Genomic DNA, 24,255 nt, shown 5'->3' on the forward strand with positions numbered 1-24,255 from the left:
CGCTGACCAGCGCCTTCAGCTCGGCCGGCGACAGCGCGTCAGGATCGGCGGGCGGGACCATGCGCCCGAGCGAATCAGACCAGCCGCCACCTGGGAAGGGCAAACTGCACCCTCGCCACAGGTTTTGCCCCTCTTACCTTCGTTAAGCCCAAGCCCCTGATTTTGTTCAGCGTGCGCCGGTTTTGTTTTCCGCTCCAAGTGAGGTCCTGTCCGATCTGCCCTAGCGCCGGCCGACCAGCAGGCCCAGGGCAAAGCCCAGGGCGCCGGCGCCCAGCAGCGCGAGCAGCGGATCCGACCTGACCAGTCCGCCGACATACTCCCCCGTCTGAGCGCCTTGCCGATACACCTGACTACCCGCACGCGAGAGACTCGCCCCGGCATTCCTGGCCATGTCCGAGGCGGATGCGGCGGCCTCGCTCGCCGTGGCCATCGCGTCCTCCGCCACCGTGCGGGCGCCGCCATCGCTCTCCTCCGATTTGACGGAGCGGTCCTTGTCCATGGGCCGTTCATCCGCGCGTGACTGCATGGCGTCCTTGCTGTGAGCGCCTACCGCCGATGCTGCCGTACCCTCGATCTGGCCACTCATGCGACACCCTCGCCTGTTCGATTGCGCGGGTAGAACGCGGCAGCCCGCTTCCGGTGCCAGGGCCATGGTCGGCTTCATCACGCCGGCCGGCATCAGCGCACGCAATGGAAGCCTGGAGGTCAGCCACACCCTGCCTGCGTCCTGCACGAGAGCGGGCACCGAGGCGGTGGCTGATCCTGCACGGCGGCGAGGAGCGCATTGCGCCGGTGCTGATGACGCCGTTATCCGCTGGTCTCGCGCTACAGCGGATTCACGCTCCGGGGCGTTCACGCCCTCCACGATCCGCTCTACCCCGCTGCTTTCCGGCACTGGCACCTCCGACCGGGTGATGGTGCAGGCCGGCAGCCGGGATGCGGCTGGTGTTCACCAACGCGCCCGGCCACGCGCACCGGGTATCGGGCAGTTCAGGCCAGGACAGCTGCGACAAGGGCCACTGCACCTACGACGGTCACGCCCATTCCGGCCAGGCGACGGTGCCGCGTTGCTCCATCCAGCAGTCCGAAGCGTCGCGCCGCCGCCATGGCGGCCAGGCCGATCGCAACCTGGACCGCAACCAGAGTGGCAAGATACGCCATGACGGGCACCGGCCCGGCGCCCACGACGGCCTCGGCATAGGCTTGGCCGTGGAAGAGGCCGGCTGCCCCGAATGCCGCGGCGAGCCACACCAGAGCCTTCCCCCGGCGGCGGGACACCGGGGCCAGCAGCGCCATGCCCGCGAGCAAGACCGAGAGCGCGACCGCGGCTTCGACTGGCCCCAGGCCTGCCCCGGCGAGGTGGAGAAGCGCCCCGACCAGACCGGCACCGAGAAACGCGGCGAGCGCCCAAAGTCCGCCGAGGCGCGGGGCGGTCGCGGCCAGGGTGCCGGCAGCCAGGAGAAAGGCGAGATGGTCGAGCCCGATCACCGGGTGGGCGATCCCGGACGCGATGCCTTCCCAGGCTGTCGCGGGGACCGCCCCGTCCATCGGGTGATGGGCGAAGCCTCGGACCGGCAGGACAGTGGCCAAGGCGGCGATTGCGGGGAGCAGGCGTCGAGGCATGCGGCATTCCTGGCACTGGGTTTTGTCCGATGTTCGCGCCTTCCCAGCGCCCCAGCAAGTGCATGCCCGACGCCCGGGGCATGGGCGCGCCCGGACCGGCATCCACTTGGCCCGCCCCACGCAGAGTGCGCGAGGCTCTGTCAGGTCCCGAGGCAAAAGTCGGCACCCGTCTTCAGACTGCCCGGAAAGTGCCAGCCGACAAGGATGATCCGTCATGGCGAGGCATCACTGCGGATCCGCCCGATACTTCCAGCTCGACCGCGCGGTTTCGACCTCCGCTGTCCCGATACTGCCGAGACATTGAGATGAGGAGGCTATCTGACACATCGATAGTGACGGACGCCGTTCCCGGCAGCCACGCAACCAGCAAGCTGGCGATGCACCTGGTGCAAAGACAGCCCTTGCCTCACTGAGCAGGAGTGGAAGATGGCGGCAAATCATCCAGGCCTCCCCGCAGGCTCTGCCCCTGTCTCGTGATGCGGTCTAAGCCCGCCTCGGGGTACAAGCCGGCATCACGGCGGTCGGCGGCATTCTTTTTAACGCCACCATGCTCGCGTTTTATTAGTTGTGCTTTATGGGAACTGGCGGATGGGGTGGGATTCGAACCCACGATACGCTTTTGACGTATACGCACTTTCCAGGCGCGCGCCTTCGACCGCTCGGCCACCCATCCATCGCCACGCCATCCAGGGGCGCAGGGCGGCGGACCATAGTCAAACCGCCCCGTCCCGGCAACCCGGCCTAATCCTGGAAAATTGCCACCGCCCGGGTCCAGCCGGCCGAGCCCTGGTGCACCTTGACCGGGAAGCAGGCCACCATGAAGCCATCCGGCGGCAGCGCCTCCAGGTTGTGCAGCTTCTCGATGTGGCAGTAGCCGATCTCGCGCCCGGCCCGATGTCCTTCCCAGATGATTTCAGGCGAGGCGCCCTCGGCCAGGCGCTGCTTCGTCACGCTGAACGGAACGTCCCAGGACCAGGCATCGGTGCCGGTCAGCCGCACCCCCTGCTCCAGCAGCCACAGCGTCGCCGCCTTGCCCATGCCGCAGCCGACGTCGACGTAATCATCCTCGCCATAGCGGGCGCCGGCCGCGGTGTTCACCACCACGATCTCCAGCGGCTGCAAGGTGTGGCCGATCCGTGCCAGCTCCCGCTGCACATCCTCGGGCTGCACCGTGTAGCCATCCGGCAGATGGCGGAAATCCAGCTTCACCCCGGGCTGGAAGCACCAGTCGAGCGGCACCTCGTCAATCCGCATCGAAAGCCGCCCGCCCGGCACCAACCGCTCGTCCTGGCGCGGAAAGAAATGATAGGGGCTGTCCAGATGCGTCCCCGCATGGGTCGAGATCTGCACCTGCTCGCGCGCCGCGTAATTCCCCTCCGGCAGCTGGTCGAGCGAGATGCCGAAGTACTCCGCGATCGGCGGCGCCGTCATCTTGTGGTCGTGGTAGTCGATCTTCGGCAGCGCCCAGGGCGGGTCGGATTTGATCCCCGCCCTGAGCGGTACGGAAAGGTCGACGATACGGCGCGGCATGGGCATCCCCTATGGTTCGCCGGCACGGTAGGAGCGCCCCAAGGGGCGGTCAAACCTACTCCGGCTGCACGCCGAGCGATTGCAGCAGCTGGCCGTGACTCTCGAAATCCAGCGCGATGCGACGGGCGAAATCGGCGCGGCCCAGGTATTCCGGCAGCAGCAGCGCGGCCAGCAGTCGCGGCATCAACCCCCTCCCCTATTGCCGCCGCACGCCCAGACCGTGCAGCAGGCTGGCGAAGCCGGCGGAAAGCTCGGCCAGCAGCGCATCCTGTTCGTCCCGGCCACGGAAATCCACCACCACGCCATTCGCCCACGCCACCCGGCGGAACAGCGGATCATCCACCGCGACCCGGCAGGCCGCCTCCAGCCGGTCCAGCACCGGCGCCGGCGTGCCGGCCGGGGCGTGCACCCCGGCGAAGCTGCGCTGCACCACCGCCACCCCCTGTTCCTGAACCGTAGGCGTCTCCGGGAATTCCGGATGCCGCCACGCCGAGACCACGCCGAGCAGCCGCAGCCGCCCGGTCCGCAGCATCTCCCCGGCCGAGGCGACGACGACGGCGGCGAAATCCAGCCGTCCCGCCAGGGTCTCCAGGATCGGTTGCTGATCGCCGCGGAAGGGCACGTGCTCGTAATCGCCGCCGGCGGCGGCACGGATCCGCTCCACCACGATCTGCGGCGCCGAATTCGGCCCGGGCGAGCCGAAGCGCAGCGCCTTCCGCCGCGCCGCCGCCACCAGTTCCGGCACGTCGCGGTATGGGCTGTCCGGCGCCACCACCAGCCCCAGCACATTCTCCGCCACGTTGCAGACGCTGGCGAAGCTGGCCCGGGTGTAGCCGATGCTGGGCAGCAGATGCGGCTGCACCACCAGCGGCGTCACCGCGGTATAGGCCAAGGTGTGGCCATCCGGCATGCTCGCCGCCAGCACCTGCATGCCGACGACGCCGGAACCGCCGTCCCGCGCCACCACCACCACCCGCTGCCCCAGCGCCCGACCCATGGCATCGCCCAGCGCCCTGATGGTCGCATTGACCGAGAGCGCATAGGGGCTGATCAGGGTGATCGGCCGGTCCGGATGGGCGCCGGCGGCGCCGGGCGCCAACAGCACAGCCAGGGCCAGCAGCAGTCGCCTCATTCTGGCTGCACCCGCAGGTCGCGCAGCACCGAGCCGAGGCTCTGGAACTCCTGCGCCAGCAGCCGGCCGAACTCGGCGCGGCCGCGATGGTCGACGACAATGCCGAATTGCGCCACCGCGCGGCGGAAGGGTTCGGAGTTCATCGCCGCGGCACAGGCCGCTTCCATGCGGGCGAGGATCGGCTCCGGCGTGCCGCGTGGCATGATGATGCCGGCGTAGCTCATTTGCTCGGCGGCGATACCCTGTTCCGGCAATGTCGGAACGTCGGCGAATTCCGGGTAGCGCCGGTCGGCGAAGGCGCCGATCAGCCGCATCTCGCCGGCGCGGATCTGCGGCGTCGCATTGGCAATCAGCGTCGCCGCGAAATCCAGCCGCCCGGCCAGCACCTCGGTCAGCGAGGCGCCGTCGCTGCGGAACGCCACCGACTGGTACTCCCCGCCCGCCGCCGCCCGCATCCGGTGCACGCCGAGCGCGGTGAGCGAGACCACGCCGGTCGCGCCATACAGCAGGGTGCGCTGCTTCGCCGCGGCGACGATGTCCGGACCGGTCCGCCACGGGCTGTCAGCCCGCACCACGATGCCGAGCATGTTGGCCGAGACATTGCACACCGGCGCCACCGCCTCCGGTCCAAGACCGGTGTCGCGCACCAGATGCGGCTGCGAGGTCAGCGCGGTCATCGGCCCGATCAGCAGCGTGTAGCCATCCGCCGGGCTGGCGGCGAGCGCCCGGGCGCCGACCACGCCGGCGGCGCCGTCGCGGTTCACCACCGGGAAGGGCCGTCCGAAATGCGCGGCGAAGGCCTCGGCGATCGAGCGCGCGGTGGCGTCCGAGGCGGTGCCGGGGCCATAATTATGGATCACGGTGACGGGCCGGTCGGGGTATTCGGCCCTCGCCGGCACGCCGGCGCATGCGAGCAGCCCCAACGCCAGGATGATCGGGCGCATCGGTCTCCTCCCTCGCCGGCCGTGCCGGCATCGTTGCGGCCAGCCTACATCCCCCCCCGCCGCTGACAAAGCACCGATGGGGGCCTATCTTCCGCGCCTTGGGAAGGAGACAACACCGATGCTCGATGCCCTCGCCAAACTGCCGCTCAAGGATCCGGAGCTGTTCCGCCAGGCGAATTGCATCGGCGGGCAATGGGTGCAGGCGGACAGCGGCAAGACCCTCACCGTGCGCAATCCTTCCACCGGAGAGGCGGTCGGCCAGGTTCCCGCCATGGGTGCCGCCGAGACCCGCCGCGCCATCGAGGCAGCGCACAAGGCCCAGCCGGCCTGGCGCGCCATGCTGGCCAAGGACCGCAGCGCCATCCTGCGCCGGCTGTTCGAGCTGATGCTGGCGAATACCGATGACCTGGCGGCGATCATGACCGCCGAACAAGGCAAACCGCTCGCCGAGAGCAAGGGCGAGATCGCCTATGCTGCCAGCTTCATCGAATGGTTCGCCGAGGAGGGGAAGCGGGTCTACGGCGACACCATCCCGCAGAACGCCAAGGGCCGCCGGATCATCGTGACGAAGGAGCCGATCGGCGTCTTCGCCGCCATCACGCCGTGGAATTTCCCGGCGGCGATGATCACCCGGAAGACCGGCCCCGGCTGGGCCGCCGGCTGCACCGGCGTCATCCGCCCGGCTTCGCAGACCCCCTTCTCGGCGCTGGCGATCGCCGTGCTGGCGGAGCGCGCGGGCATGCCGCCCGGCGTCTGCAACGTCATCACCGGCCCCTCAGGCGAGACCGGCAAGGAGCTGACCTCCAACCCGCTGGTGCGCAAGCTGACCTTCACCGGCTCCACCGATGTCGGGCGCCTGCTGCTGGCGCAATGCGCGCCGACCATCAAGAAGACCAGCATGGAGCTCGGCGGCAACGCGCCCTTCATCGTCTTCGACGACGCCGACCTGGATGCCGCGGTGCAGGGCGCCATGGCGAGCAAGTACCGCAATACCGGCCAGACCTGCGTCTGCGCCAACCGCATCCTGGTGCAGGACGGCGTCTATGATGCCTTCGCCGCGAAGCTCAAAGCCGCCGTCGAGGCGCTGAAGGTCGGCGACGGGATGGAGCCCGGCGTCACCCAAGGCCCGCTCATCAATGGCGATGCCGTGGCGAAGGTCGAGGAGCATGTCTCCGACGCGCTCTCGAAGGGCGCCAAGGTGGTCACCGGCGGCAAGCGGCACACGCGCGGCGGCAATTTCTACGAGCCGACAGTCCTGGCGAATGTCCCGCATGACGCGCTGATGTTCCGCGAGGAGACCTTCGGCCCGGTCGCGCCACTGTTCCGCTTCAAGACGGAGGAGGAGGCGATCGCCCTGGCGAATGACACGCCCTTCGGCCTCGCCGCCTATTTCTACGCCCGCGACGTCGGCCGCATCTTCCGCGTCGCCGAGGCGATCGAGAGCGGGATGATCGGCATCAACGAGGGGCTGATCTCGACCGAGGTGGCGCCCTTCGGCGGCGTCAAGGAAAGCGGCCTCGGCCGCGAAGGCAGCCATCATGGCATCGAGGAATACCTTGAGGTGAAGTACCTCGCCCTCGGCGGCATCGGGACGTGAGCGGCGGCGCCGTCCCGGCGCAGCAGGCGGCGCCGATCTACCTTGAGGACCTCATCCCGGGCCGGCGCTTCACCGCCGGCCCGGTCACCGTCTCGGCGGAGGAGATCATCGACTTCGCCCGGCAATACGACCCCCAGCCCTTCCATCTCGATGATGCAGCGGCGAAACAGCACATCTTCGGTGGCCTTGCCGCCAGCGGCTGGCATACCGCGGCGCTGACCATGCGCATGGTGGTGCAGGCGCTGGCCGGGCTGCCCTGGGGCATCGTCGGCGGTGGCGGTGACCTGCAATGGACGAAGCCGGTGCGGCCGGGCAACTCGCTCCGCCTTGAGATCGAGGTGCTGGAGGTGACGCCCTCCCGCTCTAAGCCCGACCGCGGCACCGCGCTGGTGCGCAACCGCACGCTGAACGCGGCGGGCGAGGAGGTGCAGGTCTTCACCGTCCGCCTGATGGTGCCGCGGCGGCCAGAGACGACCCCGGGCTGAGGCGCCGGGCGCGGCTCGACAGCACCGCTCCACCGTCTTGGCCGGACTCGACCCGGCCACCCGAGGCATTGATTTTAGCTTACTCTTCGGCACGCGGGTCCAGCCCGGGCGCGGCGGACAAGGTACAGTTCCACGGTCAGCTGCCGTCAGCTGCGGCTGGGCGCCTGAGCCATGCAACAGCGGCAGGTCGGGGTTTCAGCCTTCGCCCGTCCTGTCATGGTGAAACTGCCGGCCCGCACGGCCATGTCCCGCGCTATAGTTCGGTGACCGGGAAAGCCATGTCCGCAACGACCCTTGCTGCTGCGCCGCTGCCAACGCGGCGCATCGCCATCAACACCCCTGCCGCACTCGGCGCCGGCGCCCTGCTGCTGCTCGGTGCGCTGGCTATCGGCCAGGCGGTCAGCCCGCGTCAGGCGGCGCTCTACCTGCTTGGCGCGGCGCTCGGCCTGGTGCTCTACCATGCCGCCTTCGGCTTCACCTCCGCCTGGCGGGTGTTCATCGCCGACCGGCGCGGCGCCGGCCTCCGGGCGCAGATGGTCATGCTGGCGGTGGCCACCCTGCTATTCTTCCCGGTGCTGGCAGCGGGGACGCTGTTCGGCCAGCCGGTGCAGGGGCTGGTGGCGCCGCTCGGCGTCTCGGTGCTGTTCGGCGCCTTCATCTTCGGCATCGGCATGCAACTCGGCGGTGGCTGCGCCTCCGGCACGCTCTATACCGTGGGCGGCGGTTCGACCCGGATGCTGCTGACCCTGGCTGCCTTCATCGCCGGCTCGGCACTGGGTGCCGCGCATCTTCACTGGTGGGCGGCGCTGCCGCATCTGCCGCCGATCTCGCTGGTGAAGACATGGGGCCCCTGGCCGGCGCTGGCCGCCAACCTCACCGTCTTCGCCGGCATCGCCGGGCTGACCCTGGTGCTGGAGCGGCGGCGGCACGGCCGGCTGGTGGCGCCGGAGGCCGCACCGCGGGCCGGCCTCGCCCGGCTGCTGCGCGGGCCCTGGCCGCTGGTCGCCGGCGCGGTGGCGCTGGCGCTGCTGAACTTCGCCACCCTGGCTCTGGCCGGGCGGCCCTGGGGCATCACCTCCGCCTTCGCCCTCTGGGGCTCCAAGGCGGCGGCGCTGATCGGCTTCGACCCGGCAAGCTGGCCCTTCTGGTCCAGCCCGGCGCAGCGCGCGGCGCTGGAGGGCAGCGTGCTCGCCGACATCACTTCGGTAATGGATTTCGGCATCATTCTCGGTGCGCTGCTGGCGGCCGCGCTGGCCGGGCGCTTCGCCCCGCGCTGGGGGGTGCCGCTGCGCTCCGCCCTGGCGGCGGTGGCGGGCGGGCTGCTGCTCGGCTATGGGGCGCGGCTGGCCTATGGCTGCAACATCGGCGCCTATTTCTCCGGCATCGCCTCCGGCAGCCTGCATGGCTGGGCCTGGATGGTGGCGGCGTTCTTCGGCAATGTCCTCGGCACCTGGCTGCGCCCGGCCTTCGGGCTGGAGGTGGAGCGGCTGCCGCGGCAGACCGGCTGCTGATGCCCCGGTTTACCTTCCGGCCCGGGCGGACGCATATACTGCGGAAGATTCCGGCTCCGGCCGGCGCAAGGAAGGGCGGACCATGGCCTATGACTTCGACCTCTTCGTGATCGGCGGCGGCAGCGGCGGGGTGCGCTGCGCCCGCATCGCCGCCGGGCATGGCGCCCGCGTCGGCGTCGCCGAGGAGCGGTTCTGGGGCGGCACCTGCGTCAATGTCGGCTGCGTGCCGAAGAAGCTGATGGTCAATGCCGCCGAGTACGCCGGTTGGGCTGAGGAAGCCGCCGGCTTCGGCTGGGACATGGAGGTGCGCGGCTTCGACCTGGCGAAGCTCGCCGCGGCGCGGGATGCCGAGGTGGCGCGCCTGTCCGGCATCTACGGCCGGCTGCTGGCCAATGCCGGCGTCACCAGCTTCGACGCCCGCGCCAGCTTCATCGACGCCCATACCCTGGATGTCGGCGGCAGGCGGGTGACCGCGGAGAAGATCGTCATTGCCGTCGGCGGCCGGGCGGTGCGGCCGGAACTACCGGGTGCCGAACTCGGCATGCTCTCGGATGATGTCTTCACCCTGAAGACCCTGCCGAAGCGGCTGATCGTCGTCGGCGGCGGCTATATCGCCCTGGAATTCGCCTGCGTCTTCCAGGCGCTGGGCAGCCAAGTGGAGCTGGTCTACCGCGCCGACATGCCGCTGCGCGGCTTTGACCAGGACATCCGCGTGGCGCTGAAGGCGGCGCTGGACGCCCAGGGCATCCACCAGCATGTCGGTCACCACCCTGCCCGGCTCGACCGCCAGGGCGACCATCTGCGGCTCAGCCTGCTGGGCGGCGGCGCGGTGGAAGGCGATGCGGTGCTCTTCGCCACCGGGCGGGAGCCGAACACCCAGGGGCTTCACCTCGACGCCGCCGGCGTGGCCTGCACCGCCGGCGGTGCCATCGAGGTGGATGAGGACCACCGCACCACCGCGCCCAACATCTGGGCAATCGGCGACGTGACCGACAAGCTGAACCTGACGCCGATGGCGACCGCGGTGGGGCATGCGCTGGCCGATACGCTGTTCGGGAAGACTCCCCGCCGCGCCAGCTACCTGAACGTGCCGACCGCGGTCTTCACCTCGCCGCCGATCGGCACGGTGGGGCTGACCGAGGCGGATGCCGCGGCCTGCGGCCCGGTCGACATCTACCTGGCGAGCTTCACCCCCATGCGCCATACGCTGAGCCAGCGGCAGGGGCGGAAGACCCTGATGAAGCTCATCGTCTGCCAGGAGACCCGGAAGGTGCTCGGCGCCCATATGCTGGGCGAGGATGCGGCGGAGATCATGCAGGGCATCGGCATCGCCGTCGCCGCCGGGCTGACCAAGGAGGATTTCGACCGCACCATCGGCATCCACCCGACCGCGGCCGAGGAATTCGTCACCATGCGGACCCGCACCCGCGAGGCCGGGCTGCGTGCGGCAGCGGAATAGAGCAGATCGCCGGAATGCTGGAAGCCTGAAGGCATGACGCTGCTCTGAAAGAAGGCTGGAGCGGATCGCACTCCGGCTAGGACAGCGATCCGTTTCGGTCGGCGGCGCTCCGGTTCATCTGTTGCGACGGGTTGAACCCACCGGGTTCACCTGCCTGCCCACCTCGGCTATGGTCGGGAATTCCAAGGGAGAAAGCAGAGTATGGTTGCGCGCGCCTGGCACCCGGGAAGCTGGCGGGACATGCCGATACGGCAGGTTCCGGAATACCCGGACGCGGCGAAACTCGCCGAAGCGGAAGCCCGCATCTCCCGCTGGCCGCCGCTGGTCTTTGCCGGCGAGGCGCGGCGTCTGCAGGCCGCACTGGCCAAGGCCGGCGACGGCCAGGGCTTCGTCCTGCAGGGCGGCGACTGCGCCGAGAGCTTCTCCGACTTCACTGCCAACGTCATCCGCGACACCTTCCGGGTGCTGCTGCAGATGGCGGTGGTGCTGACCTTTGGCGGCGGCACGCCGGTGGTGAAGCTCGGCCGCATGGCCGGGCAATTCGCCAAGCCGCGTTCCTCGGACACCGAGACCAAGGACGGCATCACCCTGCCCTCCTACCGCGGCGATATCATCAACGGCCCCGACTTCACCCCGGAGGCCCGCATCCCCGACCCGTCGCGGATGGAATTCGCCTATATGCAGTCGGCTGGCACGCTCAATCTGCTGCGCGCCTTCGCCACCGGCGGCTACGCCGACCTGCACCAGGTGCACCGCTGGAACCTCGGCTTCGTCGAGCGCAGCCCGCTGGCCGACCGCTACCAGGATCTGGCGCACCGGATCGACGAGACCTTGGGCTTCATGCAGGCCTGCGGCATGTCCGACCTGCCGCAGGTGCGGGAGACGGATTTCTACACCTCGCACGAAAGCCTGCTGCTGCCTTACGAGCAGGCGCTGACCCGCGTCGACTCCACCACCGGCGACAGCTACGCCTGCTCGGCGCATTTCCTCTGGATCGGCGACCGCACCCGGCAGCCGGATGGCGCGCATGTCGAATTCCTGCGCGGGGTGAAGAACCCCATCGGCATGAAGGTCGGCCCGAGCATGGCGCCGGACGAGCTGGTGCGGCTGACCGAGATCCTCAACCCGGCCAATGCCAAGGGCCGGCTGACCCTGATCTCCCGCATGGGCGCCGACAAGGTGGAGGCCAAGCTGCCGCCGCTGCTGCGGGCGGTGAAGCGGGCCGGCCGCAACGTGGTCTGGCTGTCGGACCCGATGCACGGCAACACCACCACCGTCGGCAGCTACAAGACCCGACCCTTCGATGCGGTGCTGACCGAGGTCCGCCGCTTCTTCGACTGCCACGCGGCGGAGGGTACCCAGCCCGGCGGCGTGCATGTCGAAATGACCGGCCAGGAGGTCACCGAATGCCTCGGCGGCGCGCACCGCCTCTCCGAAGCCGATCTGGCGCTGCGCTACCAGACCTTCTGCGACCCGCGGCTGAACGCCGAACAATCGCTGGAGCTGGCCTTCCTGATCGCGGCGGAGCTGAAGGCGCGCCGCACCCCGGTCCAGCCGGCCCAGGCCGCGCAGTAATGGACCAGCGGCCGCCGCCGAGCGGGGAGGCGCCGGGCGATGCGGCGATCACCGCACGGACCGATGCCTATTTTAACCGGACCCGGGCCATCGTCCGGCGCTTCGGCGATTGCCATGTCACCTACGCGGTCTTCCTCCGCCGCCCGGTGGTCAGCGCGCCGCGCCTGATGCTGGAATGGCTGGAGGGGGTGGCGCGGTCCCGCGGCACCCGCTTCGACATCGAGGTGATGCACCCGGAAGGCACCTGGGTCGGCGCCGGCGATCCGATCCTCTATCTCTCCGGCTCGCTGGTCGAGCTGTCGGATCTGGAAACCCTCTATCTGCAGAAGCTGGGGCCGCCCTGCGTCGCCGCCCACAATGCCTATCAGATGTGCCTGGAACTGCCGCAGGTCGCCTTCCTGGCGATGGATGCCCGCCACTGCGCCGGCGCCGAGATGCAGGAAATGATGGCCTATGCCGCCAGCGTCGGCAGCGAGGCGGCACGCAAGGAAGGCGCCAAGGGCTTCATCGGCAACGCCACCGACGCCACCGCACGCTGGTTCGGCGCGCCGCGTGGCTTCGGCACAATGCCGCATGCGCTGATCGGCTATGCCGGTTCCACCCTGCGCGCCGCGGAGATGTTCCACGAGACCTTCCCGGATGAGGCGCTGACCGTCCTGGTCGATTATTTCGGCCGGGAGGTGACAGATGGCCTCGCCGTCTGCCACCGCTTCCCCGAATTGGCCGCCGCCGGGCAGCTTGCCTTTCGGCTGGATACCCATGGCGGCCGCTTCCTGGAGGGGCTGGACCCCGCCGAGAGCTACGCCGTGCTGGAACGCCACGCCCCGGGCGCCATCCGCCGCTACCGCTCTGAGACCGAGCTGCGCCACCTGGTCGGCACCGGCGTCTCCGCGGCCGCCATCTGGCGGATGCGGGAGGCGCTGGACGCCGCCGGCTTCCCGCGGGTGCGGATCGTCGCCTCCTCCGGCTTCGGGGTGCAGAAATGCCGGGTGATGGCGGATGCCAAGGCGCCGATCGACGTGGTCGGCACCGGCAGCTTCCTGCCCGATATCTGGTCCGAGACCTACGCCACCGCGGATATCGTCGCCTATGACGGCGAGCCGCGGGTGAAGGTCGGCCGCGAGTTCCTGCTGCGGCGGAACGGCAAGCGGAAGCGCAACGGGCCCTCTCCCGCCTGAGCGACGAGGGCCCGGCGGCCGTGGGGCTCGTGCCGATGCGGCGGGAACGCCTCGTCGGCTGGCTCTGCGCCGGGCTGCTGCTGGTGATCTGGGTCGGCTTCCACCTGATGTCGCGGCTGACCGCCAGCCAAGCGCTGACGCCCTGGGATGTGGCGGCGCTGCGCTACGGCGGCTCCTTTGTCGCGGTGCTGCCGCTGCTCGCCTGGCGCGGGCTGCCGCGCATCGCCCCGGCGCGGCTGCCGGTGCTGCTGGTTTCGGCCGGCTTCGGCTTTCCGCTGATGGCCGGCGCCGCGCCGCTCTACCTGCCGGTGTGGTGGCTGGCACTACCCTCCGCCATGGCGGAGGCGCCCTGGCGGGTGGTGCTGATCCAGGGGCTGTTCCATGGCCTCGGCGCCTCGGTCATCGCCATGCTGCTCTGTACCAGGGCGGTGGCGGCGATCGGACCCGGGCCGACCACCATGGTGGGGGCGGTGGTGCCGGCCCTGGCGGCGCTGATCGCATGGCCGTTGCTGGGCGAGGCGCTGCCGCCGCTCGGGCTGGTGGCGGTGCTGCTGGTCTCGGCCGGGATGCTGCTCGGGGTGCTGTGGCCGGCCCGGTCGCGTTGATCCGCTCGCGATGCGGCCCTAGCTTCGTCCCGACATGTCCGACACGATCCGCATCGCCCTCGCCCAGCTCAACCCGCATCTCGGCGATCTGCGCGGCAATGCCGAGCGCATCCGCGTGGCACGGGCGGAGGCGGCGCGGCTCGGCGCCGATCTCCTTGTCACCGCGGAATTCTCCATCGCCGGCTACCCGCCGGAGGATCTCGTCCTCAGGCCGGCATTCAACGCCGCCGCCGCCGCGGCGATCGAGACGCTGGCGGCGGAAACGGCGGACGGCGGGCCGGGCCTGGTGCTCGGCGGCCCCTGGGTCGAGGGCGGCCGGCGGTACAATGCCTTGTTCGTCGCGGACGGCGGCCGGATCATCGCCCGCCGCGCCAAGCATGAGCTGCCGAATTGCGGCGTGTTCGACGACAGGCGCCTCTTCGACGCCGGCCCCGCCCCCGGCCCCGTCGCCTTCCGCGGCTTCCGCTTGGGCCTGATGATCGGCGAGGATGGGTGGTTCCCGGCGGTTTCCGAGACCCTGGCCGAAACCGGTGCCGAGGTGCTGATCAGTATCAACGCCTCGCCCTTCGAGATCGGCAGGCCGGAGCGGCGCGTCGACCTGGCGGTGCCGCGGGTGGTCGAAACCGGCCTCGGCCTCGTCTTCCTGGGCCAGCTTGGTGGCCAGGACGAGCTGGTGTTCGACGGCGCGAGCTTCGTGCTCAACCCCGACCGCAGCCTGGCGGTGCAGATGCCGCTGTTCGAGCCGGCGGTGATCCTGACCGAATGGCATCGCGCCGAGGGGCGGCTGGTCTGCGCGCCACAGGCACTGGCGAAGCTTCCTTCCCGTGAGGAGCAGATCTGGCAGGCGATGATGCTCGGGCTGCGCGACCATGTGGAGAAGAACCGCTTCCCTGGCGTGGTACTGGGGCTCTCGGGCGGCATCGAAAGCGCCGTCTCCGCCGCCGTCGCCGCCGATGCGCTGGGGCCGGAGCGGGTACGGGCGGTGATGATGCCCTCCCCCGGCACCAACCGGACAAGCCTGGAGGACGCCGCCGCCTGCGCCGCGCAGCTCGGCATCCGCTACGAGACGATCGACATCGGCCCGGCGATGGCGGCCTTCCAGGCGATGCTGGCGCCCGCCTTCGCCGACCGCCCGGCCGATGCCACCGGGGAGAACATCCAGTCCCGCGTCCGCGGCCTGACCCTCATGGCGCTGTCGAACACGTCCGGCGAGATGGTGCTGACCACCGGCAACAAGTCGGAGATCTCGCTTGGCTATGCCACGCTCCACGGCGACATGTGCGGCGGCTATTCGGTGCTGAAGGACCTCTACAAGACCCAGGTCGTCGCGCTTGGCCGCTGGCGCAACGCCCATGTCCCGGCCGGCGCGCGCGGGCCGCGGGGGCCGGTGGTGCCGGAGCGGGTGATCACGAGGCCGCCCTCCGCCGGGTCCAGGCCCGGCCAGGACAGCCTGCCGCCCCATGTGGTGCTGGACGCCATCCTCGAAGGGCTGGTGGAGCACGAGCGCGACATCGATGCGCTGGTCGCCGAGGGGCATGACCGGGCGACGGTGCTGCGGGTCTGGCGGATGCTGGACCGGGCGGAGTACAAGCGCCGCCAGGCGCCGCCGGGCGTGAAGATCGGCCCGCGTGCCTTCGGCCGTGACCGGCGTTACCCGATCACCAACGGATACACCAACCTCATCGCATGAGCCGTTGCGATAGCGGGATCACGATGGCCGTGCGGCCAGGGGGATTCCGCCGCGATGGCGGGGAGCGCAGCGTGGCCAGCAACGAAGATCCGATGTTCGACCGGTCGCAGTTCGGGGCGGAGGGCGGCTATGCCGTCCGCATCATGGACCTCTCGGGGGGCAATGGCGCCGACCCGGTGGAGGTCATCCGCGGCTTCGGCACCCTGGAGCATGCCAACGCTTTCGCCCGGCGCTATGTGCGGGACAGTATCGAACGCTGCCGGACGTCTGGCATGGCGCCGGAGGAGGTGCTGGCCGCCTGGTTCGCCTTCGGCGAGGACGCCGAGGTGATGGGCGGCGCCGAGCACGCCTGGCACAGCGCCGCGGAGCTGAATGATTTCGTCGCGCGCCCGGCGTTGGATCCTGAGGACCGCAGCTGGCGCGCCCTCGACCCCCGCCGCGACGAGGATGCCGCGGAGGAGGAGGAATGACCCGCGCCGGCGGGCGGCGGCAGCCGCGCCAGGATCTTCCCGCGCCGCGCCATGCCGCTAGCTTCAGCGTGCGATGCGGCGAGCATGGCGATGACGGGGCGGACCCCGATGACGCCTGGCTGGTTGAGGGCTTCGCCAGCGCCGAGGCGGCGCAGGACTACGCCCGCCGCTTCATCCGCGCCCAGATCGAGGATCTGCGGCAGGATGCGGCCTCGGCCGAGGCCCTGCGCGCCGCCTACTACCGCTTCGGCGAATACGCCCGGGCCGAGGGCCTCGACCACGTGGCCTGGGTCGCGCATTGCATCGCCACCCCGGCGACGCGGAAGCAGGACACCGACTACCAGGCGCTGGATCCGCAGCGGTGAGCCGGGACGCCCTTCTTTCCTTCCGCGTGCCCTCTGCCGTCCTTCCGCGGCTTTGCCGCGGAAGGCGTGCCGAAGCGTCGACCGGGAGGAATCATCGGAACCCCCGTGAAGCGGCGAAGCGGCTTCACGGGGCGTTCCTACACCTGCAGGGTCTGGATCAGCCGCGTGTTATACCGCTCCGCCAGCCTAGGAATCAGCAGCCCATCCACCAGCCACCAGAGTCCGAGCACCAGATACCCCAGGAAGCCAACCGCCACCACCGTCAGCAGGGTGGACGCCAGGAAGACCAGCAGCATGAGGATGCCGCTGCCGGTCGCGCCGAGGTAGAAGCGATGGATGCCGGCGAAGCCGAGGAAGAACCACAGCAGATAGCCCACCAGCGCCGATTTCTTGGCCGCGTCGTAGCGCATCATCGCCAGCGCATCGGCGGACACCGGCCCGGTGGAACCCGGGGGAAGTCTGGTCGGCATCGGCGGTGCTCCGTCTGGTCGGGCCAGCAGAAGCCGGACCGAATCATGCCGTCAAGCATTGGAACACCATGAAGCTTCGCTTTGCCCCCTCGCCCACCGGCCTGCTGCATGTCGGCAATGCCCGAGCGGCCCTGGTGAATTGGCTCTTCGCCCGGCAGCGCGGCGGCACCGTGCTGCTGCGGCTGGACGACACCGACCTCGAACGCAGCAAGGCGGAATACGCCGTGGCGCTGGAGGAGGATCTGCGCTGGCTCGGCCTCGACTGGGACGAGAGCTTCCGCCAGTCCGACCGGCTGCCGCGCTACGCCGCCGCCGCCGAACGGCTGAAGGCCAGCGGCCATCTCTACCCCTGCTTCGAGAGCGAGGAGGAGCTGCGCTCCAAGCGCGAGCAGCAGCTCCGCCAGGGCAGGCCGCCGATCTACGATCGTGGCGCGCTGAAGATGACGCCGGACCAGCTCGCCCGCGCGCTCGCCAACGGCAAGGTGCCCTATTGGCGCTTCAGGCTCTCGAACCGCAGCCCGGAATGGCAGGATGGCGTGCTCGGCCGCCGCGCGGTGAAGCTGCCCAGCCTGTCCGATCCGGTGCTGGTCCGCGCCGATGGCTCGCCGCTCTACACCTTCACCAGCGTGGTCGACGACCTGGAGGGCGGCGTCACCCACATCATCCGCGGCGAGGACCATGTCACCAACACCGGCGTGCAGCTCGACATCTGGGCGGCGCTCGGCGGCGATCCGCGGGCGCTGTCCTTCGCCCATCTGCCGCTGCTGACCGATGCGGATGGCGGGCCTCTGTCGAAGCGGCTTGGCTCGCTCTCGCTCCGGCAGCTCAGGCGGGACGGGGTGGAGCCGGCGGCGCTGGCGGGCTATCTGGCGGCGCTCGGCACCTCGCATGATCCGGTGCCGGCCATGCCCGCCGCGCTGGTTACCGGCTTCGACCTGACCGCCATCTCGAAATCCCCCGCGCGCTTCGATGTGCAGCAGCTATTGGCGCTGAACCGGCGCCACCTCCACACCGCCTCCTTCGACAGCGTGCGGGCACAGCTGCCGGAGGGTGCGGACGAGGAATTCTGGCTGGTGGTGCGCGACAACCTCGACCTGCTTGGCGAGGCGAAGCTGTGGTTCGAGGTGGTGCGCGGCACGCTGGTGCCGCCGCCGCAGCCCGGCGAGGCGGAATACCTCCGCGCCGCCCTCGCCGCCCTGCCGCCCGAGCCCTGGGATGCCACCACCTGGGGCGCCTGGACCGAGGCACTGAAATCCGCCACCGGCCGCAAGGGCAAGCCGCTGTTCCTGCCGCTGCGCCTCGCCCTGACCGGCGAGGAGCATGGCCCGGACCTCAAGACCCTGCTGCCGCTGATCGGGCGGGAGAAGGCGGCGCTGCGGTTGCGGGTTGCGGCGGAGGGTTGAGCGGGACCTCCTCCGCCGCCCCTGCTGGCGCCATCTTGGCGGCGCCCTCGAAAAAGCTGCCCAGCACTCGCACCGAAAGGCTCCCCGCCCGCCAGTCGTAGAAGCCGCAATGCCCGCCGCCGGCGATGGCCAGCGGCAGCACGGCGGGGCAATCGGTCCAGTCGATGCCCTCCATGCTGGCCAGGGGCACCAGCGGGTCGTCGGCGGCCAGCATCACCAGGGTCGGGATGCGCAGCCTCGGCAGCACCGCGGCCGGGCGGTTCAGCTCGCAGAACACGGCGTAGGAGGGGTAGCCGAAGCGCGGCGCGGTCACCTCCGCCTCGAACTCCTCCAGGCTGCGGGCGGCGCGGGCGGCGCGGCGCAGCGGCTCCGGCAGGTCCTTGGCCGGCACCGCCAGCACCTCGCGCCGGTAGAGGGCCAGCAGGGCGCGGCCGAGGATCGGGTTGGTGTCGATCGCCGCATGCGCCAGCTCCGGCTGCAGCGGCGGGCAGATGGCGGCCGCGGCCAGGATGCGGGGCATGCCGGGCGCCGCCGCATGGCGATCCAGCAGCAGCAGTGCCAGGGCGCCGCCGAGCGACCAGCCCGCCAGCACCACCCCTTGCCGGGTCAGCGCCCCGGGCAGCGCCTGCAGCGCCGCGGCCAGATCCTCGCTGCGGCCGAGGTGGTAGTGGCTGGTGCTGCGCGGCAGCGACCGGGCACTGCCGCGCAGGTTGAGCCGCAGTACCGGGAACCCCCGCCACAGCAGGGCCTGCGCCGCCTCTCGCAGGTAGGGGTCATCCTCGGTGCCGGCGAGGCCGTGCACCAGTACCGCCAGCGGCTGGTCACCACGCGCCCCCGGCAGGTGCAGCATGGCAGCGAGCGCATCGCCATCCGGCAGAGGCAGCCATAGCCGGTGGCCCGGCGACAGCGCCGCGCGGAACGGGTAGCGCAGCGCGCGCAACGTCTGCAGCGTGCCGCCGATCCAGGGCGGGCGGGCGGTGAAGGGCGTGAGCGGCGGGACCATCCAGCGCCAACGCGCGGCACGCCGCCGGGATCATCCGGCGCAGGCGGTCGCGGACGCTGCCCACAAAGGGAGAAGCGCTCGTTTCCGTCATGCACGCACATGAGCCGTGCATCCGGCGGAAGGTAGGGGAACCCGGCGGATGGATGGCCGGGTCAAGCCCGGCCATGACAACGCGGTGGCGCCGAGCTGCGCCGCCTAAAGGATGCCCTTCTCCCGCAGCGCGGCGATCTCCGCCGCCGAAAGCCCCAGCATCCCGCCCAGCACTTCCTCCGTGTGCTGGCCGAGCACCGGCGGCGGGCTGCGATAGTCGGGCGGCGTCGCCGAGAGCTTCACCGGGTTGGCGATGACCTTCACCGTCTCGCCCGAGGCATGCGGCATCTCGACCACCATGTTCCGCGCCACCACATGCGGGTCGGCGAAGACCTCCTTCAGCGTGTTGATCGGGCCGCAGCCGATCTTCTGCGCCTCCAGCAGCCCGATCCATTCGGCGGTGGTCTTCGACTTCATCACCGGTGTCAGCGTCTCGGTCACCAGGTCGCGGTTGGCGACGCGGATCGGGTTGGTGGCGAAGCGCGGGTCGCCCAGCAGGTGTTCCTGGCCGAAAGCCCTGCAGAAGCGCTCGAAGGTCGGGTCATTGCCGACCGCCAGGATGATGTAGCCATCCTTGGTCGGGAATTCCTGGTAGGGTGCGATGTTCGGATGCTGGTTGCCGAGCCGCGGCGGATTCTCGCCGGTCGCCAGGTAGTTCATCCCCTGGTTGGCCAGCCAGGCGACATGGGTGTCCAGCATGCCGATGTCGATCTGCTGCCCCTGCCCGGTCGCGTGCCGGTGGTTCACCGCCGCCAGGATGCCGATGCAGCCGTAGAGCCCGGCGAAGAGATCGGCGACCGGCACGCCGACCTTCTGCGGCGAGCCCTTGGGCTCCCCGGTCAGCGACATGACGCCGCCCATGGCCTGGATCAGCGCGTCATAGCCCGGCCGCGGCGCATAGGGGCCGGTCTGGCCGAAGCCGGTGATCGAGCAGTAGATCAGCCGCGGATACTGCTTGCTCAGCTGCTCCCAGCCGAGGCCGTATTTCGCCAGCGCGCCGACCTTGAAATTCTCGACGAGGATATCGCACTGGGCGAGCAGCTTGTGGATGATTGCCTGGCCCTCGGGCTTGGCGATGTCGAGGGTGACCGATTTCTTGTTGCGGTTCACCCCGACGAAATAGGCGCTTTCCTTCGTGTTCGGCACGAAGGGCGGGGCGAAGCCGCGGGTGTCGTCGCCGGCCTCCGGCCGCTCGACCTTGATCACCTCGGCGCCGAGGTCGCCCAGCATCTGGGTGCAGGTGGGGCCGGCCAGCACCCGGGTGAGGTCGAGGACTCGAAGACCCTTCAGGGGGCCGCTCGGCTCAGGCATCATCATCTCCTTCCCGGCACTCCGGATCGCCGCTGTCATGCCCCAGATGCGGCGTGCGGCATAGGCCGGTCGGCGTTCCCCGCAAAACCGCTGCGCAATTTCCTGGAGGCCCGGCTTGCCACACGATCCGCGCCCCGGCTCAGCCTTCCGCAGCAAAGCCACGGAAGGACAGCGGAAAATGACGGCCCCCTACAGCCCGGCTCAACCCGCTTTCGCCGCCCCCCGCTCCTCGCCGCCCAGCAGCCGGCCGAGGGCGAAGCGCCCGGCCGGGGCTGGCCGCGGCGGCGTCAGCAGCACCTCCACCGCCGGCGAGCGCGCCACTTGGCCGGAGCGGATGAAGGCCTCGTGGTTCGCCTCGATCGCCTCCCGGTCATAGAGGTAGTTGACCATGATGCCGTAGCTCTCCTGCAGCCCGCGGGCGGCGCGGTTGCCGAGCCAGTTCACCCGTTCCAGCTGGGCGCCGTTGCCAAGGTGGAAGCGCGCGACCGGGTCGATCCCGCCCATGCCGGCATTCGGCCGGGTGAGGTAGGCGGCAGCCAGCCGCAGCAGCACCGGGCGCAGCGCCGCCTCCCGCGCCGGGTCGTCCGGCCAGCCCTCGGCGGTCAGCGCCTGGAAGGCCTCGACCGGCTCCGCCACCCCCGCGGCGGCGGTCAGGGCCGCCGCTTCCTCGGGCAGGAAGGCACCCTCCTCCGGCGGCGCGGCGAGGCACCGTTCCAGCCAGCGGCGAAAGCCCGGCACCGGGGAGAGGGTGGCGAAGCGGGTCAGCTGCGGCAGCTCCGCCTTCAGCTCCTCCACCACCTGCTTGATCAGGAAATTGCCGAAGGAGATGCCGCGCAGCCCCTCCTGGCAGTTGGAAATGGAATAGAAGATTGCGGTATCCGCCCGCGCCGCATCGCCGCCCCGGCCCCCATTCCGGCTATCGCGGCTGAGCAACGGCTGCACCGCGGCGGCCATGCCCTCCACCAGCGCCACCTCGACGAAGATCAGCGGCTCCCCTGGCAGTGCCGGATGGAAGAAGGCGAAGCAGCGGCGGTCGGCGGCGAGGCGGCGGCGGAGGTCGTCCCAGCCCTGGATCTCGTGCACCGCCTCGTAGTCGATCAGCTTTTCCAGCACCGCCGCCGGCGTCTGCCAGTCGATCCGCCGCAGCTCCAGGAAGCCGCGATTGAACCAGGAGGCGAAGAGGTGCCTGAGATCCGCGTCCAGCGGGCGCAGGTCGCATTGGGCGCGGAGCAGGCCAAGCAGTTCCTTGCGCATCCCGACCAGCGCCGCGGTACCGCCGGGACAGTGGTTCATCCGCCGCAGCAACTCCTGCCGCGGCGGCTCGGCGGCATCGGCCAGGCGGGCGGCGGTGGCGGCGTCGGGGCTGGCCAGCCAAGCCTCGGCGGCGGCGCGCAACCGCTCCACATCCGGGGTGAAGCCCTCGGCGATGAACCGGTAGAAGCCCAGCCGTTCCTCGGCGCCGAGGCTGGCGAGGGTATCCTGCAAGGCCCGGGCGACGGCGGCGCCGGAGGCCTCGCCGCGCTCCGACAGCAGGGTCTCTGCCAGCCGGCGGGCGCGGTCGAGCGGCGGCAGCGAGGCGGCCGGCACATCGGCATAGGCGCGGCCACGGTCGGCGACGGAGGACCAGATGCGTTCGAGCCAGCCACGGGGATCGACAAGACCGGGGGCAATGGACGCCATGCGCTGAAATGCTCCTGTTCAGCCGATAGTCTAGCCCGGCCCCGGCGGTACGGCCCACCTTGCCGATCGCAGCCCGGCGGCCCATGGTCGCCGCCCCTGAATGCTCCCCGGGAGGAGAACCCATGCTCGACCGGCCCCACCCCACCCCGGCCCCCCCGACGCTTGATCCCTTCGCGCTGGCGAAGTCGATGTCGGGCTTTCATTTCATCGGCGGCGGCTATGTCCCCGGCCGCAACGGCAAATCCTTCGCCGTGGTCAATCCGGCGACCGGCGCCGAGGTGGCCCAGGCCGCCGAGGGCGATGCGGCGGATGTCGATGCCGCGGTGCAGAATGCCGCCCGCGCGCAGAAGGAATGGGCCAAGGTTCCGGCCCGCAAGCGCGGCGCCATGGTGCATGCCTGCGCCGCCCTGCTGAAGGAGCATGTCGAGGAGCTGGCGAAGCTCATCGCGCTCGAAACCGGCAAGGCGCTGCGCACCGAGAGCCGGGTCGAGGCCGGTGTGGTCGCCGACATCTTCGAGTTCTTCGGCGGTCTCGGCTCCGAGCTGAAGGGCGAGAGCGTGCCCTTCGCGCCGAACGTCCTCAGCGTGACGGTGCGCGAGCCGCTCGGCGTGGTCGGCGCCATCATCCCCTGGAACGTGCCGATGCTGCTGATGGCGCTGAAGGTTGCGCCGGCCCTGGTCGCGGGCAACAGCGTGGTGGTGAAATCGGCCGAGGAAGCGCCGCTCGCGGTGCTCCGCATCTGCGAGCTGATGAACCGCATCCTTCCGCCCGGCGTGTTCAACATGGTCTCCGGCTTCGGCCCGGAATGCGGCGCGCCGCTCGTTTCCCACCCGCTGGTCCGCAAGGTGACCTTCACCGGCAGCGTCGAGACCGGCAAGATCGTCGCCAAGGCGGCGGCCGAGAAGCTGATCCCGGTGACCCTGGAACTCGGCGGCAAGTCGCCGATGATCGTCTTCGCCGATTGTGACTTCGACAAGACCGTCGCCGGCGCGCTGACCTCGATGCGTTTCACCCGCCAGGGGCAGAGCTGCACCGCGGCCTCGCGCATCTATGTCGAGCGGCCGATCTTCGACCGCTTCGTCAAGGCGATGAAGGATGCGGTCGACCGGATGGTGATGGGCGACCCGCTGGATGAGAAGACCGACATCGGCACTATCGTCAGCCAGGGCCAGCTGGAGAAGGTGCGCGGCTTCATCGAGGAGGGCACGAGGACGCCCGGCGCCACCGCCCTGGTCTGCTCTGCCATGCCGAGCGACCCTGCGCTGAAGAAGGGGCTGTTCATCCAGCCGGTCATCTTCACCGGCCTCGGCGCCGACAGCCGTCTGGTGCGGGAGGAGATCTTCGGCCCGGTCACCGTCATGGCGCCCTTCGACGACCCCGAGGCGGTGCTGGCCGAGGCGAATGACAGCGAATACGGCTTGGCTGCCAGCCTCTGGACCAACAACCTGAAGGTGGGGCTGGACCTCGCGCATCGGCTGGAGGCGGGGCTGGTGCAGATCAACCAGAACCTCGTGGTGCAGGCCAACCTGTCCTACGGCGGGGTGAAGAGCAGCGGCCTCGGCAAGGAGGCCTCGCTGGAGGCGATGCTGGAGCACTTCACCCACAAGAAGACCATCATGGTGAACATGGACTGACCTGCCGCCGCGGCATCCCGCTGGAGCGATACTTGCGGCATGGATGTTCCATTCATGCCGAGGCCGTGGCGGGTGCCGCGCAGACGGTTTCCAGGGGGTCGCGCCTGGTGGCGCGACGTCCGGCATCGGGGGCCGGTTGGTCGGGCGCGATCAACCGTCGCCAGTATGGGGCGGAGGGGCCGGTCCAGGCGGGTGTCCACGCGTCCTGCCGGCAATCGCATCCGGCGACCGGCTGTGCGCCAGGACACCGACCAGACGGCATGGCGTCGTCATGGTGCGGGCCTTGCCGCAGCCGAGGCCGCCATGACATCCCAACCTCCCCACGCCCAGCACACCGTCGAGCATGCCGATATCTCGCACCCGGCGCAGGGCGCCTCAGCCACCCCGAGCCTCTGGTTCTCGATGGCCGCCCGCTGGATCGGCAGTGGCAAGACGGCTCCGCCGCCGCCTCATTCGCTGCCGATGACGGAATGCGGCGCAGCCTGAACCCGGCCGCGCCG

23 protein-coding genes and 1 tRNA gene are annotated in these 24,255 nt (G+C 70.3%); 13 read left to right on the forward strand and 11 right to left on the reverse strand.

All coding sequences use genetic code 11. The features are described from left to right. Positions 1-220 precede the first annotated feature (220 nt). The 7 genes from H7965_RS19555 to H7965_RS19580 form a co-directional block, all read right to left on the reverse strand. Positions 221-499 (reverse strand): hypothetical protein, encoded by a 279-nt coding sequence (locus H7965_RS19555; protein ID WP_186772274.1) that lies wholly within the window; start codon positions 497-499, stop codon positions 221-223. Between the two features lie 491 nt (positions 500-990). Further along, positions 991-1,623 carry a HupE/UreJ family protein gene (locus H7965_RS19560; protein ID WP_186772275.1) on the reverse strand — a complete coding sequence of 211 codons (633 nt, stop codon included), beginning with the start codon at positions 1,621-1,623 and terminating at the stop codon, positions 991-993. A gap of 582 nt (positions 1,624-2,205) precedes the next feature. Next, positions 2,206-2,296: transfer RNA gene (locus tag H7965_RS19565), tRNA-Ser, on the reverse strand. 68 nt (positions 2,297-2,364) lie between these two features. Further along, positions 2,365-3,153, reverse strand: coding sequence for a cyclase family protein (locus H7965_RS19570; protein WP_186772276.1), 789 nt, complete (start codon positions 3,151-3,153; stop codon positions 2,365-2,367). Positions 3,154-3,208: 55 nt separating this feature from the next. After that, on the reverse strand, positions 3,209-3,337 hold the full coding sequence (locus H7965_RS31105) for a hypothetical protein (protein WP_261394313.1): 129 nt from the start codon (positions 3,335-3,337) through the stop codon (positions 3,209-3,211). A 12-nt stretch (positions 3,338-3,349) separates the two neighbouring features. Further along, positions 3,350-4,285, reverse strand: coding sequence for a tripartite tricarboxylate transporter substrate binding protein (locus tag H7965_RS19575; RefSeq protein WP_186772277.1), 936 nt, complete (start codon positions 4,283-4,285; stop codon positions 3,350-3,352). After that, positions 4,282-5,229, reverse strand: a complete 948-nt coding sequence (locus H7965_RS19580; RefSeq protein WP_186772278.1) for a tripartite tricarboxylate transporter substrate binding protein — start codon at positions 5,227-5,229, stop codon at positions 4,282-4,284. Before H7965_RS19580 ends, H7965_RS19575 begins: the two co-directional genes overlap by 4 nt. A 118-nt stretch (positions 5,230-5,347) precedes the next feature. Here H7965_RS19580 and H7965_RS19585 point away from each other — a divergent pair, with 118 nt between their 5' ends. The 10 genes from H7965_RS19585 to H7965_RS19630 all read left to right on the forward strand — a co-directional run bounded on the left by H7965_RS19585 (position 5,348) and on the right by H7965_RS19630 (position 16,164). Continuing rightward, the gene (locus H7965_RS19585; RefSeq protein ID WP_186772279.1) at positions 5,348-6,826 is read left to right on the forward strand and encodes an NAD-dependent succinate-semialdehyde dehydrogenase; all 1,479 of its coding nucleotides are present in this window, start codon (positions 5,348-5,350) and stop codon (positions 6,824-6,826) included. Then, positions 6,823-7,311 carry a MaoC family dehydratase gene (locus H7965_RS19590; RefSeq protein ID WP_229682713.1) on the forward strand — a complete coding sequence of 163 codons (489 nt, stop codon included), beginning with the start codon at positions 6,823-6,825 and terminating at the stop codon, positions 7,309-7,311. The genes H7965_RS19585 and H7965_RS19590 overlap by 4 nt, the downstream gene beginning before the upstream one ends. A 278-nt stretch (positions 7,312-7,589) precedes the next feature. After that, positions 7,590-8,822 (forward strand): YeeE/YedE family protein, encoded by a 1,233-nt coding sequence (locus H7965_RS19595; RefSeq protein ID WP_186772280.1) that lies wholly within the window; start codon positions 7,590-7,592, stop codon positions 8,820-8,822. Positions 8,823-8,904: 82 nt separating this feature from the next. Further along, positions 8,905-10,281 carry a glutathione-disulfide reductase gene (gene gorA, locus H7965_RS19600; protein WP_186772281.1) on the forward strand — a complete coding sequence of 459 codons (1,377 nt, stop codon included), beginning with the start codon at positions 8,905-8,907 and terminating at the stop codon, positions 10,279-10,281. Between the two features lie 201 nt (positions 10,282-10,482). Next, the gene (locus tag H7965_RS19605) at positions 10,483-11,856 is read left to right on the forward strand and encodes a class II 3-deoxy-7-phosphoheptulonate synthase (protein ID WP_186772282.1); all 1,374 of its coding nucleotides are present in this window, start codon (positions 10,483-10,485) and stop codon (positions 11,854-11,856) included. After that, the gene (locus H7965_RS19610; protein ID WP_186772283.1) at positions 11,856-13,034 is read left to right on the forward strand and encodes a beta/alpha barrel domain-containing protein; all 1,179 of its coding nucleotides are present in this window, start codon (positions 11,856-11,858) and stop codon (positions 13,032-13,034) included. Before H7965_RS19605 ends, H7965_RS19610 begins: the two co-directional genes overlap by 1 nt. Positions 13,035-13,054: 20 nt before the next feature. After that, the gene (locus H7965_RS19615; RefSeq protein WP_229682711.1) at positions 13,055-13,639 is read left to right on the forward strand and encodes a hypothetical protein; all 585 of its coding nucleotides are present in this window, start codon (positions 13,055-13,057) and stop codon (positions 13,637-13,639) included. Between the two features lie 34 nt (positions 13,640-13,673). Beyond that, complete coding sequence (locus H7965_RS19620; RefSeq protein ID WP_186772284.1) at positions 13,674-15,329, forward strand: NAD+ synthase; 1,656 nt, start codon at positions 13,674-13,676, stop codon at positions 15,327-15,329. Between the two features lie 92 nt (positions 15,330-15,421). Then, the gene (locus H7965_RS19625; RefSeq protein ID WP_186772327.1) at positions 15,422-15,799 is read left to right on the forward strand and encodes a hypothetical protein; all 378 of its coding nucleotides are present in this window, start codon (positions 15,422-15,424) and stop codon (positions 15,797-15,799) included. Continuing rightward, positions 15,796-16,164 carry a hypothetical protein gene (locus tag H7965_RS19630; protein WP_186772285.1) on the forward strand — a complete coding sequence of 123 codons (369 nt, stop codon included), beginning with the start codon at positions 15,796-15,798 and terminating at the stop codon, positions 16,162-16,164. Before H7965_RS19625 ends, H7965_RS19630 begins: the two co-directional genes overlap by 4 nt. 137 nt (positions 16,165-16,301) lie before the next feature. Here H7965_RS19630 and H7965_RS19635 read toward each other — a convergent pair whose 3' ends face one another. Next, positions 16,302-16,634: a TM2 domain-containing protein gene (locus tag H7965_RS19635; RefSeq protein ID WP_186772286.1), complete on the reverse strand. Its 333-nt coding sequence runs from the start codon at positions 16,632-16,634 to the stop codon at positions 16,302-16,304. A 68-nt stretch (positions 16,635-16,702) separates the two neighbouring features. Between H7965_RS19635 and gltX the strand changes: the two genes are divergently transcribed. Then, complete coding sequence (gene gltX, locus H7965_RS19640) at positions 16,703-18,037, forward strand: glutamate--tRNA ligase (protein ID WP_186772287.1); 1,335 nt, start codon at positions 16,703-16,705, stop codon at positions 18,035-18,037. Here the strand turns inward: gltX and H7965_RS19645 are convergent. The 3 genes from H7965_RS19645 to H7965_RS19655 form a co-directional block, all read right to left on the reverse strand. Beyond that, entirely contained in the window at positions 17,967-19,040 is a 1,074-nt protein-coding gene (locus tag H7965_RS19645; RefSeq protein WP_186772288.1) for an alpha/beta fold hydrolase, read from the reverse strand. The genes gltX and H7965_RS19645 overlap by 71 nt on opposite strands. A gap of 195 nt (positions 19,041-19,235) precedes the next feature. Next, positions 19,236-20,444 (reverse strand): CaiB/BaiF CoA transferase family protein, encoded by a 1,209-nt coding sequence (locus H7965_RS19650; RefSeq protein WP_456308180.1) that lies wholly within the window; start codon positions 20,442-20,444, stop codon positions 19,236-19,238. Positions 20,445-20,642: 198 nt separating this feature from the next. After that, positions 20,643-22,121: a malonyl-CoA decarboxylase gene (locus H7965_RS19655; protein WP_186772290.1), complete on the reverse strand. Its 1,479-nt coding sequence runs from the start codon at positions 22,119-22,121 to the stop codon at positions 20,643-20,645. A gap of 122 nt (positions 22,122-22,243) precedes the next feature. Between H7965_RS19655 and H7965_RS19660 the strand changes: the two genes are divergently transcribed. Further along, positions 22,244-23,755, forward strand: a complete 1,512-nt coding sequence (locus tag H7965_RS19660; protein ID WP_186772291.1) for an aldehyde dehydrogenase family protein — start codon at positions 22,244-22,246, stop codon at positions 23,753-23,755. A 234-nt stretch (positions 23,756-23,989) separates the two neighbouring features. Beyond that, positions 23,990-24,241 (forward strand): hypothetical protein, encoded by a 252-nt coding sequence (locus H7965_RS19665; RefSeq protein ID WP_186772292.1) that lies wholly within the window; start codon positions 23,990-23,992, stop codon positions 24,239-24,241. Positions 24,242-24,255 lie beyond the last annotated feature (14 nt).

This window comes from Siccirubricoccus deserti, assembly GCF_014283215.1.
GTDB classification, from domain to species: domain Bacteria; phylum Pseudomonadota; class Alphaproteobacteria; order Acetobacterales; family Acetobacteraceae; genus Siccirubricoccus; species Siccirubricoccus deserti.

What these genes read in the sequence shown, in the direction of transcription:
- H7965_RS19555 (WP_186772274.1), bottom strand. Translation starts at nt 499, where the DNA reads ATGGACAAGGACCGCTCCGTCAAATCGGAGGAGAGCGATGGCGGCGCC.
- H7965_RS19560 (WP_186772275.1), bottom strand. Translation starts at nt 1,623, where the DNA reads ATGCCTCGACGCCTGCTCCCCGCAATCGCCGCCTTGGCCACTGTCCTG.
- H7965_RS19570 (WP_186772276.1), bottom strand. Translation starts at nt 3,153, where the DNA reads ATGCCGCGCCGTATCGTCGACCTTTCCGTACCGCTCAGGGCGGGGATC.
- H7965_RS31105 (WP_261394313.1), bottom strand. Translation starts at nt 3,337, where the DNA reads ATGCCGCGACTGCTGGCCGCGCTGCTGCTGCCGGAATACCTGGGCCGC.
- H7965_RS19575 (WP_186772277.1), bottom strand. Translation starts at nt 4,285, where the DNA reads ATGAGGCGACTGCTGCTGGCCCTGGCTGTGCTGTTGGCGCCCGGCGCC.
- H7965_RS19580 (WP_186772278.1), bottom strand. Translation starts at nt 5,229, where the DNA reads ATGCGCCCGATCATCCTGGCGTTGGGGCTGCTCGCATGCGCCGGCGTG.
- H7965_RS19585 (WP_186772279.1), top strand. Translation starts at nt 5,348, where the DNA reads ATGCTCGATGCCCTCGCCAAACTGCCGCTCAAGGATCCGGAGCTGTTC.
- H7965_RS19595 (WP_186772280.1), top strand. Translation starts at nt 7,590, where the DNA reads ATGTCCGCAACGACCCTTGCTGCTGCGCCGCTGCCAACGCGGCGCATC.
- gorA (WP_186772281.1), top strand. Translation starts at nt 8,905, where the DNA reads ATGGCCTATGACTTCGACCTCTTCGTGATCGGCGGCGGCAGCGGCGGG.
- H7965_RS19605 (WP_186772282.1), top strand. Translation starts at nt 10,483, where the DNA reads ATGGTTGCGCGCGCCTGGCACCCGGGAAGCTGGCGGGACATGCCGATA.
- H7965_RS19610 (WP_186772283.1), top strand. Translation starts at nt 11,856, where the DNA reads ATGGACCAGCGGCCGCCGCCGAGCGGGGAGGCGCCGGGCGATGCGGCG.
- H7965_RS19620 (WP_186772284.1), top strand. Translation starts at nt 13,674, where the DNA reads ATGTCCGACACGATCCGCATCGCCCTCGCCCAGCTCAACCCGCATCTC.
- H7965_RS19625 (WP_186772327.1), top strand. Translation starts at nt 15,422, where the DNA reads ATGTTCGACCGGTCGCAGTTCGGGGCGGAGGGCGGCTATGCCGTCCGC.
- H7965_RS19630 (WP_186772285.1), top strand. Translation starts at nt 15,796, where the DNA reads ATGACCCGCGCCGGCGGGCGGCGGCAGCCGCGCCAGGATCTTCCCGCG.
- H7965_RS19635 (WP_186772286.1), bottom strand. Translation starts at nt 16,634, where the DNA reads ATGCCGACCAGACTTCCCCCGGGTTCCACCGGGCCGGTGTCCGCCGAT.
- gltX (WP_186772287.1), top strand. Translation starts at nt 16,703, where the DNA reads ATGAAGCTTCGCTTTGCCCCCTCGCCCACCGGCCTGCTGCATGTCGGC.
- H7965_RS19645 (WP_186772288.1), bottom strand. Translation starts at nt 19,040, where the DNA reads ATGGTCCCGCCGCTCACGCCCTTCACCGCCCGCCCGCCCTGGATCGGC.
- H7965_RS19650 (WP_456308180.1), bottom strand. Translation starts at nt 20,444, where the DNA reads ATGATGCCTGAGCCGAGCGGCCCCCTGAAGGGTCTTCGAGTCCTCGAC.
- H7965_RS19655 (WP_186772290.1), bottom strand. Translation starts at nt 22,121, where the DNA reads ATGGCGTCCATTGCCCCCGGTCTTGTCGATCCCCGTGGCTGGCTCGAA.
- H7965_RS19660 (WP_186772291.1), top strand. Translation starts at nt 22,244, where the DNA reads ATGCTCGACCGGCCCCACCCCACCCCGGCCCCCCCGACGCTTGATCCC.